The 16,940-nt window shown below is 40.2% G+C and carries 14 protein-coding genes; all 14 read right to left on the bottom strand.

Annotated features, from left to right (window positions below; translation table 11 throughout):
• Position 1 precedes the first annotated feature (1 nt).
• Positions 2-277: a monovalent cation/H+ antiporter subunit F gene (locus AC5YCE_RS03325; RefSeq protein WP_496124661.1), complete on the bottom strand. Its 276-nt coding sequence runs from the start codon at positions 275-277 to the stop codon at positions 2-4.
• On the bottom strand, positions 274-798 hold the full coding sequence (locus AC5YCE_RS03320) for a Na+/H+ antiporter subunit E (protein ID WP_496124662.1): 525 nt from the start codon (positions 796-798) through the stop codon (positions 274-276). The genes AC5YCE_RS03325 and AC5YCE_RS03320 overlap by 4 nt, the downstream gene beginning before the upstream one ends.
• A complete protein-coding gene (locus tag AC5YCE_RS03315) occupies positions 799-2,607 on the bottom strand; it encodes a monovalent cation/H+ antiporter subunit D (RefSeq protein ID WP_496124663.1) in 1,809 nt (602 codons plus the stop codon). It abuts the gene before it with no gap.
• A complete protein-coding gene (locus tag AC5YCE_RS03310) occupies positions 2,607-2,972 on the bottom strand; it encodes a Na+/H+ antiporter subunit C (RefSeq protein ID WP_496124664.1) in 366 nt (121 codons plus the stop codon). Before AC5YCE_RS03310 ends, AC5YCE_RS03315 begins: the two co-directional genes overlap by 1 nt.
• A gap of 3 nt (positions 2,973-2,975) precedes the next feature.
• Positions 2,976-5,813, bottom strand: coding sequence for a monovalent cation/H+ antiporter subunit A (locus tag AC5YCE_RS03305; RefSeq protein WP_496171051.1), 2,838 nt, complete (start codon positions 5,811-5,813; stop codon positions 2,976-2,978).
• A gap of 324 nt (positions 5,814-6,137) precedes the next feature.
• Entirely contained in the window at positions 6,138-7,529 is a 1,392-nt protein-coding gene (locus AC5YCE_RS03300) for an ATP-binding protein (protein ID WP_496171050.1), read from the bottom strand.
• 39 nt (positions 7,530-7,568) lie between these two features.
• Complete coding sequence (locus AC5YCE_RS03295) at positions 7,569-9,071, bottom strand: UvrD-helicase domain-containing protein (protein WP_496171049.1); 1,503 nt, start codon at positions 9,069-9,071, stop codon at positions 7,569-7,571.
• 126 nt (positions 9,072-9,197) lie between these two features.
• Positions 9,198-9,785 (bottom strand): hypothetical protein, encoded by a 588-nt coding sequence (locus AC5YCE_RS03290; protein ID WP_496171048.1) that lies wholly within the window; start codon positions 9,783-9,785, stop codon positions 9,198-9,200.
• 51 nt (positions 9,786-9,836) lie between these two features.
• Complete coding sequence (locus tag AC5YCE_RS03285) at positions 9,837-10,790, bottom strand: hypothetical protein (RefSeq protein WP_496171047.1); 954 nt, start codon at positions 10,788-10,790, stop codon at positions 9,837-9,839.
• Between the two features lie 108 nt (positions 10,791-10,898).
• Positions 10,899-11,681 (bottom strand): bifunctional phosphoribosyl-AMP cyclohydrolase/phosphoribosyl-ATP diphosphatase HisIE, encoded by a 783-nt coding sequence (gene hisIE, locus AC5YCE_RS03280; RefSeq protein WP_496171046.1) that lies wholly within the window; start codon positions 11,679-11,681, stop codon positions 10,899-10,901.
• A 137-nt stretch (positions 11,682-11,818) separates the two neighbouring features.
• Complete coding sequence (locus AC5YCE_RS03275; protein WP_496171045.1) at positions 11,819-13,111, bottom strand: FAD-dependent oxidoreductase; 1,293 nt, start codon at positions 13,109-13,111, stop codon at positions 11,819-11,821.
• A gap of 181 nt (positions 13,112-13,292) precedes the next feature.
• Positions 13,293-14,375 carry a patatin-like phospholipase domain-containing protein gene (locus AC5YCE_RS03270; protein WP_496124670.1) on the bottom strand — a complete coding sequence of 361 codons (1,083 nt, stop codon included), beginning with the start codon at positions 14,373-14,375 and terminating at the stop codon, positions 13,293-13,295.
• 236 nt (positions 14,376-14,611) lie between these two features.
• Positions 14,612-16,231 (bottom strand): ABC1 kinase family protein, encoded by a 1,620-nt coding sequence (locus AC5YCE_RS03265; protein WP_496171044.1) that lies wholly within the window; start codon positions 16,229-16,231, stop codon positions 14,612-14,614.
• A gap of 28 nt (positions 16,232-16,259) precedes the next feature.
• A complete protein-coding gene (locus tag AC5YCE_RS03260) occupies positions 16,260-16,916 on the bottom strand; it encodes a ubiquinone biosynthesis accessory factor UbiJ (RefSeq protein ID WP_496171043.1) in 657 nt (218 codons plus the stop codon).
• Positions 16,917-16,940 lie beyond the last annotated feature (24 nt).

Genomic DNA, 16,940 nt, shown 5'->3' with positions numbered 1-16,940 from the left:
CCTAGTCGATCACATGGCCGGTCGTGAAGTAACGCGCCAAAGCGGCGGTTGAAACAAATCCAAGCATAGCGACCAATAAAGCGCCTTCAAACATGGATGTGGTTGCCCAATAAATTCCAAGGATCACCACCAGACAGGTCGCATTTAAAAATAAGGTATCCAGTGCCAAGAGTCGGTCTACGATGGAAGGACCAATCACTAGACGGAACAAACATAGGAGCATTGAAATCGTCACTGCGATCAAGCAAATACCCAATGCATACGGCAATATGGTCATGCGTCCTCTCCTTGTTCAACACTAAAAATAGCCATTAAAGGGGCTTCATAACGTGCTTTGATCTCTAAAATATCAGCATCTGGATCATCGGTACTGAGTGAGTGAACCAAGATATCACCACGTTCTTGATCGATACCCGCGCTGACCGTTCCAGGCGTTGTGGTGATAATCATTGCAAGTAATGAATTTACTTGTTCATGATCAGTATCTAAAGGCACACGAAACCATTTAGGATGGAGTTTGTCTGTTGGCCCAAGTACCTGCTTGGCTACACGCACGTTACAGACAATAATGTCCCAGAGCACCACAAAAGCAAGCTTGATGGCCAAATCCCAATGAATATTGGGTGTGCGTACAATAAAGGGTTGAATCATTTTTGGGATGATGAGTGCCAAAATACTCGCGACGATAATATCGAATAATTCAGCACTATTTCCAAGCATCAACCAGCTCATCGCCACAATCACAGAAACAAATGGATGGGGCAAAATTCGGTAAAATAATGAATTTTTGGGTTCCATTTATTGCTCCATCGGCTTCAATTGAGACAAGTCTTGTTCTTGTTTCACGTCTTGCTCTTGTTGTTGAATTTGACGCTGTTTGTACTCAGAAATATGTTCACCGTCTAAGGTTTTTTCACTGATGATATAAGGGATCAATCGAGCATTGGGATCTGCGGATTCACCATTATATTTAGTTTCAGGTAAATAGTGAGGATCAAAAGGCTGAACACTAATCACTTTATTTTCATTGTCTAACTTCAGTACAGCATCATAATACAACTGAGGATTTTTTAACTGAGCACTGGTTTTTTCAAGGTATTGCATAATTGGATGCGCAAATACGACATACAACATTAAGCCTGAAAGCATCAGATAAATGGTTTTATCATTTCTGAGCGGTGCTCGATTGGGTAAGTTGGCATACTCTTCAAAAGCTTTTTCTTTTGGATCTGTTTCTGGCGCAGTTGACCGCCAAAACAAAACAAAACCAACGCGTGTGAATGCAATAATGCTCAGCAAACTGACGATTAAAATCGTTATGATAATGGTCAGTTGATAAGGCGAAGAATGAGAGGCTTGTAAAACAAAGACTTTACCAAAGAAGCCACTAAAAGGAGGCAATCCTGCCATCATCAATGCAATGATAAAGAAGCAAATGGACACTAAAGTGTTTTGTTTCATCACCGGTGCATTTTTGAAATGATCTTTAAATTGACCACGCTGAGAAGTAATCCAACCACTGAGTAAATAAAATGCCGCAGCAATAATGGTACTGTGTACAAGATAATAAAGTGCTGCAGTCCAAGCATCAGTGGTCATCAAAGATAAAGCAACGATGATGGTCCCAATTGAAGATAAGATCATGAAGCCAATGAAGCGTCGTAAACGCTCTGAGCCAATAGCGCCAATGACACCATAAACGGACGTGATCAAGCCAATTGGAAGCAAGATATTACTGAGAATGTTCTGAACGTATTCATCATTAAAGACCGTGCCATTTACACGCAAAATCGCATAAATGCCAACTTTGGTCATGATGGTAAAAATGGCTGCAACAGGCGTTGTGGCAACGGCATAAGTTTTCGGTAGCCAAAAACCAACAGGTAAAATCGCAGCTTTAATCGCAAATACAACAAAAAGGAGGAAACCACCTGAAACGGCCAATTGGTATTGATCAGGCTCTAATGTTGGCAAAAGTCGGCTGACATCTGCCATATTTAGACTACCCACACTGCCATAAATCATCCCTAAACCAATCAGGAATAAAGCTGATGCGAGCAGGTTAATGGTGACGTAATGCACACCCAGTTGGAAACGTACTTTACCTTGTCCATGCAGTAGTAGCACATAAGATGCCATCAACAAGACTTCGAAGAACACGAACAGGTTAAATAAGTCACCTGTTAAAAATGCGCCACACAGTCCCATCATCAGGAAATGACACATCGCGTGGAAGTATCGACCACGTTCATCCCATTCCTTACTGGCGAACCAAATTAATGGCAGGGCAAGGGCATAGGTCAGTATCAACATAAATGCCGATAGTCGATCTAATACCAAGACGATACCAAATGGTGCATTCCATTCACTGAGTTGGTAGACGATGACCTGTCCGTTATTTGCCATCAACAAATAACTGATCGCCGTAACAAAACCGAGTGACATCGAGGTGAAACTGATGCCACGACGCCAAGGTTGACGCCAGTCATGTGCTAAAGAACCTGACCCTGGATTACCCAGCAAAAGCAGTATAAAGGCTGTAAATCCGGGAATTAAAATACTCAGAATTGGAGCGTGACTTTGCCAAAATTCGATAAAATTCATCATTAAGGCTCATCCTCACGTGGATCGAAATGTATCGGATCCTCTTTGGAGTCGACATGATCTGTACCTGATTCATAGCGACTACGTAGAGCCAATTGCACAATAAAAGCAGTCGTAGCAAAGCCAATTACAATTGCAGTCAACACTAAAGCCTGAGGGAGTGGGTCAGTGACTTGAGTGGCATGGGTTAAAATGGCAGGAGAACTCATTTGAACGCGCCCCATGGCGAATAAAAATAAGTTCACTGCATAGCCAATCATTGCCAAACCTAGTACCACTGGAAATGTACGTGCACGTAAAATTAAATAAACACCTGTAGCAACCAATAGTCCAATAGCAGATGCGAGTAAAAATTCTAAACTAATCATTAATTACCCCTTAGGAACTGGACCTGTAATACTAGTGTTACGGGAGTCACCAAGGACAGAAATCATCAACATGGTTGCACCCAGTACAGTGACATAAACGCCGACGTCAAATGCAGCGGCTGAAGCCAAGTGCATTTTTCCAAGCAGGGCAGGTTCTACAAATATGTGTGCACTGGTCAGGAATGGTCGATCCCAATACCAAGCCGCAACACCGGTGAGTCCTGCAAACATGAGTCCAAATCCAATCCAGATTTCGTATAAACGACCTGATTTTGCACGTAATAACTGTTCAGCTTGATCTTGACCTAAGGCGATATATTGAATCACCAAAGCCATAGAGGTAATTAAGCCTGCGATAAATCCACCGCCCGGTAAGTTATGACCACGAAGGAAAATGTAAAGACTGACCACTAAAGCGATGGGTAATACCCATGATGCAGTAATACGAAGCATCAATGGAGAAGGATTAAAACGATAGCTTAAGCCTTGGGTAATGGTTGTACCGTGAGCACGCATACCATCCATCATGCACAGTGCGCCAATCGCAGCGATGCCGAGAACAGTGATTTCACCGAAGGTATCAAAACCACGGAAGTCGACTAGAATGACATTGACCACGTTCGAACCCCCACCGAGAGGGATGGATTGCTGCAAGAAGAACCACGAGATTGAATTATGGTCACGTGTCATGACGAGCCATGCAATCCAACCTATCCCTAAACCTGCCACAATCGCAATCAAGGCATCTCGCCAACGACGTGTTATCGAAGATTCATAAGGTGTAAGTTGAGGAAGCAGTGATAAGCTCATTAGTAGAAGAACAGTGGTTACCACATCTACCGTGATTTGCGTCAAGGCTAAATCAGGCGCTGAAAGCGTCAGGAAAACCATGGTGACGACGAGACCGACAGCACCACTGATCAGCACCGCTTTAATACGTTCGTGATGGAACCACAACATCATCCAACAAGCTGAGAACAGTAATAACCAAAGCACAATGGCAATCAATGGTGCATGAGTCAGTTCACGAGCCCCGGTACTTAAACCTTGATTAAGCAATGGAATCGATGCCATCACGACAGCGAAAATGACGATGAGTAAAAGATAAGTTTGTAGCGAGCCTGTTTCAGTTGCGCGTTTAAATTTACGTGACTGGATGAGAAGTTGTTTCAGGAAACGCTCAAATAATAATTTGCCTTGAAACGCTCCCAACGCTGGGTCCAAGTCAATATCACGGAGTTTACCGCCTTTGGCCAATGCAAAGTAGAAGATGACACCACCAACCAATGCAATCGCACTCATCAGCAAAGGCACATTAAAGCCATGCCAAATTGCGAGATGAACGCCTTCAAATGCAGGCTGATTAATACTTGCTCTCGCTCCGGCATTGACAATATTTTCAAGCAAGAGGGCAGGAATGATCCCGACTGCAATACACAATGTTGCCAATAAAATGGCAGGTGCACGCATACCGACATGCGGTTCGTGCGCATCTTTCTTTGGAACATCACGACCAATATCACCATCGAAGAATACGCCGTGAACCAAGCGCACTGAATAAGCGACAGCAAATAAACCTGCCAGCGTTGCGACAATTGCAGCAGTGACGACAAATCCACCTGATAAATTCGCTAAGAGTTCAGTAAAGAACATTTCCTTCGACAAGAAACCATTGGTGAACGGTACGCCTGCCATTGCAGCAGCCGTGATCATGGTCAATGTTGCTGTAAATGGAAGCAGTTGCCAGATGCCACTGAGTTTACGTAAATCACGTGTACCCGTTTCATGATCGATAATACCCGCGATCATGAACAATGCCGCTTTAAATGTCGCATGGTTAATAATATGGAACACGGCAGCGGCAACGGCTAATGGAGAGCCAATCCCCAATAAACAAATAATGAGACCCAAATGACTAATCGTTGAATACGCCAATAAGCCTTTTAAGTCTTCTTTAAAGATGGCAAAGAATGCTGCCATACACAGCGTGAACAAACCCACCGTGGTGACTAAATTATGGTAAAGCGCTGAACCAACAAAAATTGGCATTAAGCGTGCTAGTAAGAAAATCCCAGCCTTAACCATCGTTGCTGAATGTAGATAAGCAGACACTGGCGTTGGCGCAGCCATGGCATTTGGAAGCCAAAAATGAAATGGGAATTGCGCACTTTTGGTGAAAGCACCTAAAAGAATCAGCAATAAAATCGGAGCAAAATAAGGGCTGGCTTGGATCATTGGCCCCATAGTGACCAGTTGGTCAATTTGATACGTCCCTGTCACTTGCCCAATCAGGATAAAACCACCCAGCATGGCTAAACCGCCCATGCCCGTAATGGTCAGTGCCATACGTGAGCCACGTTGTGCAGCTTCGTAATTACTCCAATAACCGACGAGTAAGAAGGACGAAATGCTGGTGAGTTCCCAGAAAACCAAAAGAATAATTAAATTATTAGAGAGAGAAATACCCAACATCGCTGCCATAAAGAGCATGAGTAAGGCATAGAGCTTACTTAACGAATTTTTTGGATTTAAATAATAGTAAGCATAGATATAAATCAGCGTACCAATGCCTGTAATTAATAGGGCGAAAATTAAGCCCAAGGCGTCTAAGCGAAAGCTGAAATCGATTCCTAACTGCGGTAACCATTGCCAACTTTCTAATACGGGAAAGCCATCAAATACTTGTTTTGCCTGAGCCAGTAATAATCCAAAACTACTTAAACTGACCCCGATTGCCCCTAAAGCTGTTACCCCACGCGAGAATTTTTGCAGCCAAAGGACGAGAAACGTGCCAAGTATTAACGGTAACAATATAATAATCGGTAACACACTCATATCCATAGTGTTGATATAGGTCGAAACCTATGATGAGTCTTAATCTTTCAATGATTTGAGGATAGCAAAGAGACATCCAACTGCTTAAATATTGAAAGCCGAACTGTATAAATGATTTTAAGCCAAGTTGTGTTGCGCAACCTGAGAAATTAAATGTGAAAAGATTGATATTTTTCACAAAAAATGAATGTTAATGATATTATTACATGAGCAAAATAACATCAAACTTTTTTGCATTCACCATACAAGAATATCGCATTTCATTCAAAGTGTTGTGACTATTTATCTATTTTATGGTCAAAACACTTTTCATTGTTAGCGTAATTTACATTACAGTTTTTCTTTAGATAGTTGATCGTCTCCACCCAAGAGTTTGATCAACTCTTGTTGTTGTTCTGCATTTAGATTTTGAAAATGTTCAAACATTTTTTCGACGTCTGAACTCGGATCAGGTTCTTGCAGAACGTCATCGCTGATATTGAAATCTTGCCCCAATAAATTTTGATAAATAGAATCCATTGAGATTTTTGAAGAAGCTAAGTCGATTTCTTCTATGTGTTTATTTTCCAATTTTAAATATTGATATTGTTCTGCATGTTCTAACAAATCATCGCTGGTGCCTGACACGATGATTTGAATATTCGGAAAGGCTTGATTTAAACGCAATAAAATATTTTGAGTGGAATATTGATCCAATTGAGCATCAATACTGTCGATCAATAGAATGCCATTGCCCTCGAGACAAGGGAATAAACTATTCGGATTTAATAAACTTAAACGACGGACAATGTCACCCACTAGAGCAACCCAATTTTTTATGGAGTTCGACAGTTGTTGATACGCGATGTATTGATTGTTATAGCACACCATCAATTGTAATTTAGGTTGATATTCCAAATACAGATCCGTAATGTCTGGAATCACAATATTTAAAGCTTTTTTAAGCGCATTTAAACTCGGACTGTGGAGTTGCGCGTGGGCTTGAAATAAGCTTTTCGTGAATTCAATACTTTTATCATCATCTTCAATAATGCTTTGAGTTGTACTTTTTAATGCTTTGGCATCTATGAGAATTTGTTGAAATAGATTCGCAGCTTGTGCATTTTCAATATCACTAATTTCACGGAACCATTCAAAAAAACGAGCAAAAGTCGTATAGGGAAGAACAACCAGCTCATAAGCGGAATGGTTTTGAAACACGGCAGGGTTATTTTTACTGATCAAGTTCACATCATTCACAAAACGATCACTCGGATAATATGCGATCATTGGCAAACCAATGAGTGGATCTTGGGCAAAGGCTTTGTGATAGAGCTGAATCGTTTGCTCAAGTTGCAGCGTATCGACTTTACTAAAACCAATACCATTGGCTTGAATGGTTTTATATAAGCGCCACGTGCAATGACTGACATTTTTCTCTTCAGCAGTCGTGCTCTCAGGAAGCGTGCCGATATCATCAGGAATTTGAATGGTGATTTCGATCCGTGATTGAACACGATTATCGGTAATATCCGAATCAGGCATCACTACACCTGCAGTTCGCGCATCTTTAAAACGTGCAGCAAACCAAGTCAGCGATTGGTAGATATTTTTTAAGATCGCGGTTTTGCCTGATGATTGGTCACCTAAAATTAAGGTGATTGGCTTGTCTGAATATTTAAATTCGATGTTTAAGTCTGAAAAATGATGCGCATGGCGAAGACTTATTGAGTTCAGTTTCATAATAATCCTGCAAGTGAATAGCCCTGCAATTTTTTTAAATTATGCTGTAGCTTTTGTTTTAATCGATTGTTGAACAGATTTGATTTTAAGTTGCTGTATTAGATCATAAATATGATGAATATTTAAAGTACTCTTGGCACGGGTACAGGCAACATAGAGTAAGCGTAACTCTTCATCACTAATTTTGTGTTCAAGTCCATTAATTTTAAATTGGTAATCATCTTCGATATGAACACGATTCCACTCTAAACCTTTGGCTTTATGTGCGGTTGAGATCACATAATCAGCTTGCTCGATTGGGGTGATTTTCGCAAGTGCTTTTTTGAGTGGATCTGTACCATGATCATCTACCAATTTCACTAAAGGTTTGATATCACTACCATCATTGGTTTCACAGTATTCATGTACATCATGCCATGAATTAAACCAAGCCAATTCAGGAACATCGACGACTCGCTTACCTTGTTTAAGCAGACTAGCAGCATCGACAAAGCGATTGAGCTTGGCATGGTCGGCTTGCAGGCTGACTTTATCGCCTTGCACTAAGCCTGAGAGTAATAATTCCATTGCTCGTGCATTGGTACGACACAAGATTGCATCACGCATTTTGGTATGTGGTTTATTGACCACACTGGACTTTAAGTCTGGATTGCCCATTAAAGGTATGGTTTCGTTCAATCCACCGAGTAGACGATTGGCCACATCTGCAATGGCATCACCAAAACGAAATGATGTCGTCAGTCGTGATTCCGGCAAAGGCATTTGTTGCATCGCATTCACTGCACCACGCCATGCATAAATCTGTTGATGCGCATCACCGACATAGATCACTTGGGTATTGCGTTGTTTGAGTAGAATACCGAGCATCAGTGGATCAGCATCTTGAGCTTCATCAAATAGCACATAATCAGCGGGAATGAATGGATCTGATAACGCCCACAGTTTCAGATAAATATCATGACCAATCCCTGCCTGATGGTTTTGATCAATCGATTCTAACCAGCGACGTTCTACCGCAGGGTATAAATGCTTTTGAAGTGTTTCAATATCATCGGCATGCAACCAACTGGGGGCTTGGATGTGTCTTGGTGCAGGGTATTGCGAGCTGGTTGAACAAAAATAGCTCACAGCATTTGCAACCAGACTCGCTAGACGACTTGGCATGAGGGCGTATTTTTCATAACGACCACCCATGAGGCGTCGAAGAGTAATCGGCTCTAAACGATATTCTTTGGCAATAAAACTTGGACTCAAACGAGGTAAACGTAATTTATCCGTCACTCCACGTGGAACGCTTCGAAAAGCAAGAGAGTGAAAAGTACGACAGTCGACATTGCCATGAAATTTATTTTGCGCTTCAGTGGCAATGGCTTTGTTAAATGCCAAATACATACCACGGCGATGCTGCATTGCATTGCTGATTAATTTTAAAGTCGTTGTTTTACCTGTGCCTGCATAAGCAATCACTTTAAAGGATTCGCCTTTATGGGCTTGCTCAATGGCAAATTGTTGTTCAGGCGTTGCTTTTAAAATTTCAGGCACAGTAATAGAAGGTCTTTATAAGTGGATCAAAATTGAACAGCGAGTATAGCAAGAATCTTACTTGATTTGTTTCTTATGACAACTCTGAGTTTTTATAAAATAATTAAATTAGAAATCCCAAGTATTTTAGATTTTATTTTTATCATCAGTTTCATTATAAAGATTATAATTTTGACTAGTAAATGACATGATTAACATTACAAATCCAGCTTGAGTAAATATGAAATTAGTTAAGTTAAGTATGAAGGTATCTGTTACGACAGTTTTTTTGCCGAGACATTCTATATTCATGTCTTGTGGACTTACTAAATTGCAAGGTACTTGGCTAATGAGATTGAAGGCAAAAAAACAAAAAAAGGCAATGAAACCTAAACTTATACTGAATTGTAGAGTTCGCCTAAGAGACTGAGTAATTTTATTTTTTAAAGAGCCTTTAATGGGAATTATTTTACGAGCTTTATAAATACTGAGTAAAGAAAAAGTAATCATAGATATAAATAAAAAAGCATAAGCATCCCCAAGATAGCCATACCCCAAACTCTCTAACATTCTAGAAATTATGTTTAAATGTGTAAAAAAGTGAAGTTGATGAGGTATGAAAGAAATTTGGAAGTAAATGGATCCAAAGAAAATCATTGCAACAAATGGAATCATTTTTAAGTAATTCCGCTGAAACAAAGCCATTTGACATTTATATTCTTTAAAATTTTTCATTAGGTTTTTAACTGCTTATGTTTGCATTTAAGTTATTCAACTGGAGATGAATTAAAATTTACGGTAATCATTCTGTTTGCTTTTTTGAACTCGAATATAGTATGGATAAGTTACGTTTAAGTAACCGCTGACAATTAAAAAAATCACGCCAAAGCTTTGATATATTAAGAACATCAATGCAGTATGCTCTGGCCAATGCGTAAGGTGAGCTGCACATAAGAACATCAAAGATAAGAGAAACATTCCAAGCCTCATTTTCTTTGCATAAGAATAGTTATCCGGATGTGCAACAATTGGAGTAATGAAGGATCTGAATTTTAAATAATATTTTATGCACAAAAAGAGAAAAATAAGGACAGTGATGCTAAAAGTACTGGCAAAATAACTGGTCTCGGGATTCAAAGTTAAAAATTTAATTGCTGGAGATACATAACTTAAAAAATTATAACTGTTCGGGATGATTGTGATTTGATATTGAAGTAACAAGTAGGTGACTAAAAAATTAGCAAATAGAATAGGGTAGAAAGTTTTTTTAAAAAATGCGTTTCTCAGTTGGTGGTCTTGCCCCATAACGTCAATACGTTGATTTAAAGTTTGGTAATTTGGAGATCGAAGATTTACGAAGAAGTCATGGTAACTCAGATTTTCTCGTCCGAGTTTGCATTCTCTGAATGCATCAAAATAAATTATCTCTTTTTTGAAATCTATCACATAGATTTTCAGAGGTTCTGTGAAATAACGAAATAATGATGAAATTGTGCGCTCACTTAAATTATCTACAAAAATTAATGAATTAATGTTTTTTTGAATATTATTTTTTTGAATGTTAATAATTTCTTCGGATTGATTTAAAAATTTTTCCGAAAAAAATAGAAGGATGTACTCTTTATGATTTATAACGCACTTTAGCTCTGAAAAGTTTAGATCATATTTCTCTGAGACAATTTCAATTTTTAATTTGATAAGTAATTCTTTTATTTTAAGTATATGGTTTTTTAATTGCATTATATTTGTGAGCTAATAATTTATTCAATATTAACAGCATAATAGCATGAGTAAAAATATAGAAGTTAAAAGCACCATCATAGGCGCTTTTAACTTAATGATATTTGATCAATGATTACGATTCGCTTTTTCAACCAAACCAGACAATCCTTGACGACGTGCAAGTTCATTGAGTACCAATTGAATATCAAGATCGAAATAGCCGAGCATGACAATGGTGTGGAACCAAACATCTGCGACTTCATAGATCAGGTCATTTTTATTGTCTTCATTGGCTTTAGCTTTATAGTCTTTCGCTGCAATCACCGTCTCGAAACTTTCTTCACCGATTTTCTCTAAGATTTTATTTAAGCCTTTATGGTACAGCTTAGCCACATATGAAGAGTCAGGATCAGCGGCTTTACGCTCAGCCATCATTTGACCTAAGTAATTTAGAACCTCAACTTGTTCAGCTTGTGCATTGGATGCATTCATGGCTTGAGTATGTGCATTGCCAGATTTTTTACCATAGATTTGATTTGGGTCTTTAAGCTGTGCATCGACAATTTCCCAGCCATTTGGTGTGAGTTTACGATAGAAGCATGACTCACGGCCTGTATGGCAGGCGATACCACCATGTTGTTCAATTTGCAGTACGATCACATCTGCATCACAGTCTAAGCGGATTTCATGTACCGTTTGGAAATGACCAGACTCTTCACCTTTATGCCATAGCTTGCTACGAGAACGGGAGAAATAAACCGCTTGGTTTTTCTCAGCAGTTAAACTTAAAGCGTCACGGTTCATCCATGCCACCATCAAAATACGACCTGTTTGATGATGTTGAGCAATAGCAGGAATCAGTCCTTGTTCGTTAAATTTTACTTCATCGAGCCATTGCATATTGTTCATAGGATTTCACCAAAAAAATTAGAGATTAAGAAACAGCGTCCCAATTGAGGGCGCGTTGTAGTTTAAGCGATTTAAATCCACTTGCGGAAAACTTTCAGCAATTTTCAAGGTTTTGCTGAGCGCTCTTCATTTTTAAATTAAATATTGGATTGAATGAAGTTGTTGTCCTGAGCATGGGGTTTGGCAATGTCATCGTATTGCATCTGACTAAACATCCCAGATTTTAAACCCGAAACGGTCAAAGCCATTTCTTTACGAAAATAAGGTATTTGATACATCCATCCAAAACTGAGATCACGCAAGCCACCTGCCCACCAATGATCAGATTGATAAAGCGGGGTGAGGAGACGACTTAAGAATTGATAGAACTGCGTTGAGGATTTTCGATGTTGATGATACGTTTGCCAAAGCTTCGACCAATCCAAACTTTCACCTTGGCGTGAAGCTTGGATGGATTGACTCAGTGCCCATGCATCGAGCAAAGCCATGTTGGCACCTTGTCCAAGTTGAGGGCTCGTGGCATGTGCTGCATCACCAATCACACCGACTCGTCCTTCGCCCATTTTCGACATCACCACATCACGATAATGGGCAGAAAGCCATTGTTGTGAACTATTGCCCATCACGGTTCTTAACCAAGTTGCAGTGTCAGGCCATTTTGAATCGATTTGTGCAAGCCATTGTTGACGGTCAATTTGACGTCTTAAGAAATGCCCAAGCATCGGTGTTGGCATACTCCAAAAGACACTTGATAGTCGCTTATGCGGAGCTGAAGGGACAGCACCTGTCGGTAGAATACCGAGCATGAGTTGAGATTTTTCATGAAATTGATGCAGGATTTCAGGATCAAGATCGAGACATTCCGGGACAATCGTCCACTTTGCACCCCAAGGGTAGGCTTGATCAACTTTGACCCAGTCTTTAGGACGTAAACCACTTCTTGAACCATTGGCAATAATGATTCCATCAAACTGTGCGTCAAATTTTACGCCAGCTTGAGTGCCAAAGATCTGAATACCATCTGAGCGTTCAAGATAATGACTAATCTCGGTATTCATTTGCCATTGAATCAGGTCTGAATATTTTTTGGCTTTGGATTCAAGCACATGACATAGAGTCGCACGGTGAATGCCGAGACCGTAAAATGCTGGATTGGCTTGTTGATAGTGACTATTGACCAAGAGTTTTTGATTGGGTAATCGACCTTCTAAACCTTTAACTCGAGCCCCTAAAGTTAAAGCATGATCAAGAATACCCAAATGCTCAAAAACGGCTAAACCAGCAGGTTGTAATAAGAGTCCAGCACCCACAGGTTCAAGTTCAGTGACTTTCTCAAACAGCGTGACTTGAATGTTTTGCTTCGCCAATAAAATTGCGCTTGCGATTCCCGCCGTTCCAGCGCCAATAATCGCAAAATGGATTGATTTCATTGTTATTTCTATATTCTATTTTATGGCTAATGTAACAAAAAAGAAGGTAATTACCTAGTCATCCAATGGCTTAGATTTTTAGATTACACGACAAAAAATATTAGTGAATGTTGGATTAAATATTAATTCCACTTATCTGTTTTTAACTATTCGATATAACAATAGATTTCTAAATGTATTTTTAGAGTACTTGCATCACATCCGCAAAACGCTGCTTTTCAACCAATTCTAAAAATTCATCACCTAAACGCTGGCTTTCAGCGATTGATTGTTTCCACATGTGAATACGTTGCTGTTCAGACAATCCTTTCAATACAAAATCTTTACGGTCAGGTAAACGACCTAAAGGTAGAGAATTTAAGTAAGCTTGAGAGGGTGAAATCAATACGGTTCGTGACTGATTTACAGGATTCGATTTTCGAGATTTAAACATCTTGTCAAACCAACCCGGTGTAATGCTATCGGTAAAATGTGGATACAGCACTACACCTTTGCTTTGGAACGGTAAGTCAATGTGATAATCAATCAGACCACCATCGCGGTAAGCTCCTTGAGGTGCATCGACAATATTTCGAACAGCAGGGGTCACACCCGGGATTGAGCCTGATGCCATCAGCCAGTCGGCAACGTTGTCTTTATGGAAATGAATATAATGCGTTTTAAACGCATCATCTTGTATTTGAAATTGTAGAAACTGGCTCGGCTGACAAATCACACGCTGCATAAATTTATTAAGATGCTTTCGAGAAATCGCATTACTGCCTACAATTCCCAATAGCGAACTATACAACGCCAATTTATGATCACTTTGAAATAAATGTTCCGCTTTAGCTGCAATAATCGTCAAATGATAATCAGGATGATCCACCAGTTGCTGTGTTTTATTTTCAAGAATACCCGCCAACATATCGCGAGAAATTTTTTCAATCTCCGCTATTTTCATTTTTTTATGAAAAGGCAGATATGTGTACAGCTCGGCGAGTTTTTCAGGACCAGCTTTTTCACCTTGCGCCACAATACCAGCAAAGCGCCATGCACCCACAGATGAGCCAATGAGGAAGCGACGTTGTTTTGCTTGCGGTAAAAAATCGCCAAAGATCGCTTGATCAAGCCCGGTTAAACCAATACCTTTTGGTCCGCCTGCAGCCCCCGGAATGGTATCGACATGATGTGCTTGCAACCCTTCTTTTAAAATCAATTGACGTGCTTGATCACCGACACGGATATCCAAAACTTTGGCAGATTTTTTAAGAATTTGGGTCATTCAAGAACACTCTCTCAATATAAGTTGCCAATTTTAAAGAATTAAAAGCTTACAACAATGGCAATAAAAAGCAGTTCATGACTTTGAAGTCATTGCATATTGTTTGGATTTTAAAATTTAAATATTTCAAGCATCAACATGTGAACCATAAAAAAGCCCAATCAATTTCTAGGATTCATTGGGCTTTTGATCAGTCATCTAGGTTCTAATCGCTGACGATTTTTTAAATTAGAAATTTATTTAGCCACACGCCAAATCGCGATGAAGCTTACCAATATAATCAGAATAACTGAAACATACCAAGGCGCAATCACAGCAATTGACAACAAAATTGCCATGAGACTTCCAAAAATCCAGCTTCGCTTTTGCTGCTGTTCCATTTGCAAGCGCATCGTCTGTAGTTCATTGAGCTGTTTCGCATGCCAAGCAGACTGATTTTTTAAACCATTGAGACTATCAATCATCAACGTCGGTAAGTCTTGTGCACCCAACAATAAATCTGGAATCTTTTGACCTAATTCTTTTAGATTCTTCTGTGGGTTCATTTGTGCTTTCACCCAATCCGTGAGGATCGGTTTCGCTAATTTCCAAATATCCAATTCAGGATAGAGGTCTGTACCGAGGCCTTCAACGTGGACTAAAGTTTTCAGTAACAGCATCAATTGTGGTGGAATTTCCAAGTGAAAACGACGTGCGATATCCATCACTTGAATCAGAATTCCTGCAAAATCCAATTCATGCATCGGTTTAGAAACCATTGGACCGACTGTGCGACGCATTTCACGTGCCAAGACATCTTGATCTGTACCCGGTGGAATCCAACCGGCTTGATGCACAATGAGGATTAACTGCATGAAGTCACTATTCATGACCGCCAAAAGCATACGTGCAATGGTCATTTGGTCATGTTTAGACAGTTCACCCATGATTGCGCAATCAAGAGCAATAAAGCGTGGATTATTTGGATTAATGGTTTCTACAAAGACATTTCCCGGATGCATATCGGCATGGAAAAAATTATCGCGAAACACTTGGGTAAAGAAAATCGTTAAACCCTTTTCAGCCAAATCCTTGCGATCCATGCCCAACTGATCAAATGTCGCGATATCTGAAATGGGCACACCCGTGATCCGCTCTGCAACCATGACATCTTTACTGTCCATATAGACCTCAGGCACATACATCATGCTTGAACCGGTAAAGTAGTGGCGCATTCGGCGAGTGTTTTCTGCTTCTAAAGTCAAATCAAGCTCATTTAAAATGATTTGACGATAGTCTTGAATAATCTCTGAAAGGTGCAACGCGCGTGCAGCTTCAAGACGCTTTTCTAAAAAAGCACCGAGCCATTCTAAAATTTCAAAATCTTGAATGATTTGCGCACGAATATTCGGTCGAGTGACTTTAACCACAACTTCACGACCATCATGTAGCGCTGCGGTATGCACCTGTGCGATAGAAGCGGCTGCTAAAGGTTGATCATCAAAACGTGCAAATAAGGTATTTACGTCAGCCTTTAATGATTCCTGAATCCGCATTTTTGCGACATCATGACCAAAGGGTTTGACACGGTCTTGTAGAAGAACCAATTGTTGCAAGAGCTCAGGTGGAATCAAGTCACGACGTGTCGAGAGCAACTGCCCCATTTTAATGGCAAGTGGGCCCATTTCTTCCAAAGCTTCTTTGAGCTTTAAAGGGTTCTTGCGCTCACGGCTCGACCATGCAGCAGGGTGCATATGAATCAGCTTAATGATCGGACGTGCTTTTGCAGGGATGTCTTCCGCAGGGATTAACGTGTCGAGTCTATAGTGCGCGGCGATGCGCCAAAGTTCGAGTAGACGTGTAATGTGCGGAATCATATGTGCATTTACCTAGTTTGATGTGAGGTTACGTGGGATTAAATTGAGCTTTAAGTTGCTGAATCTTAGCGTCTAAACGGTCAATATTTTGCGTAAGTTGACGTGTCTCGTGATTGAGATCATCCATTTGCCAGCGTGGTGCGAATAGTCCGCTGTCTTCTTTGAGAAAGTCTTCAGCAAAAAACAAATGACTGTCGAAAGACTTTAATAATTGTTTGGGTGCGAGTTGGATTTTGCCAATTTGACTCGCCAAATTTGGACCAATCCAAGGACTCAATTGCGAAGCCAAATCAGGCTCAGCTTGTTGAATAATCCGTTGAATATTTTGGAGCAGTTGATAGTCACCCTGCACAGGAATATTACCGACATCGTCTGCCAATAACAGTTTGGCAAGTTCAATCACATTGCTCACATGCAACGTTGCATTGGCTTCGGTTACGGTATTGACTGAATCAAATGGACGTTGTTCAAAAATAGAAGAAGCTTCGGTATGACCCGTGACTGTGGGCTCTAAGCGAATTTTCTCGTTGTCGAAAAATACATCCACAGAAAGCTGGGGTGAATCGATCACCACGCGTAGCATTTTGTCTTGTAATTCATTGAACTGGATGCGAGTAATCGCATCCAAATTGATACAATGATGAATGAAGCGTTCAACTGCACCTAGTGCCAGAATCGACCACATAACGATACCTTGTTGACCTTATGC

This window comes from Acinetobacter sp. CY79, assembly GCF_059515845.1.
The sequence above is the reverse complement of the archived record's forward strand: the minus strand, read 5'-3'. Positions and strand labels throughout refer to the sequence as shown.

Excerpts from the sequence above, each read along its gene's own strand:
- AC5YCE_RS03325 (WP_496124661.1), bottom strand. The coding sequence starts at position 277 with ATGACCATATTGCCGTATGCATTGGGTATTTGCTTGATCGCAGTGACG.
- hisIE (WP_496171046.1), bottom strand. The coding sequence starts at position 11,681 with ATGAACAATATGCAATGGCTCGATGAAGTAAAATTTAACGAACAAGGA.
- AC5YCE_RS03270 (WP_496124670.1), bottom strand. The coding sequence starts at position 14,375 with ATGACCCAAATTCTTAAAAAATCTGCCAAAGTTTTGGATATCCGTGTC.
- AC5YCE_RS03265 (WP_496171044.1), bottom strand. The coding sequence starts at position 16,231 with ATGATTCCGCACATTACACGTCTACTCGAACTTTGGCGCATCGCCGCG.
- AC5YCE_RS03275 (WP_496171045.1), bottom strand. The coding sequence starts at position 13,111 with ATGAAATCAATCCATTTTGCGATTATTGGCGCTGGAACGGCGGGAATC.
- AC5YCE_RS03290 (WP_496171048.1), bottom strand. The coding sequence starts at position 9,785 with ATGAAAAATTTTAAAGAATATAAATGTCAAATGGCTTTGTTTCAGCGG.
- AC5YCE_RS03320 (WP_496124662.1), bottom strand. The coding sequence starts at position 798 with ATGGAACCCAAAAATTCATTATTTTACCGAATTTTGCCCCATCCATTT.
- AC5YCE_RS03305 (WP_496171051.1), bottom strand. The coding sequence starts at position 5,813 with ATGGATATGAGTGTGTTACCGATTATTATATTGTTACCGTTAATACTT.
- AC5YCE_RS03260 (WP_496171043.1), bottom strand. The coding sequence starts at position 16,916 with ATGTGGTCGATTCTGGCACTAGGTGCAGTTGAACGCTTCATTCATCAT.
- AC5YCE_RS03300 (WP_496171050.1), bottom strand. The coding sequence starts at position 7,529 with ATGAAACTGAACTCAATAAGTCTTCGCCATGCGCATCATTTTTCAGAC.
- AC5YCE_RS03310 (WP_496124664.1), bottom strand. The coding sequence starts at position 2,972 with ATGATTAGTTTAGAATTTTTACTCGCATCTGCTATTGGACTATTGGTT.
- AC5YCE_RS03285 (WP_496171047.1), bottom strand. The coding sequence starts at position 10,790 with ATGCAATTAAAAAACCATATACTTAAAATAAAAGAATTACTTATCAAA.
- AC5YCE_RS03315 (WP_496124663.1), bottom strand. The coding sequence starts at position 2,607 with ATGATGAATTTTATCGAATTTTGGCAAAGTCACGCTCCAATTCTGAGT.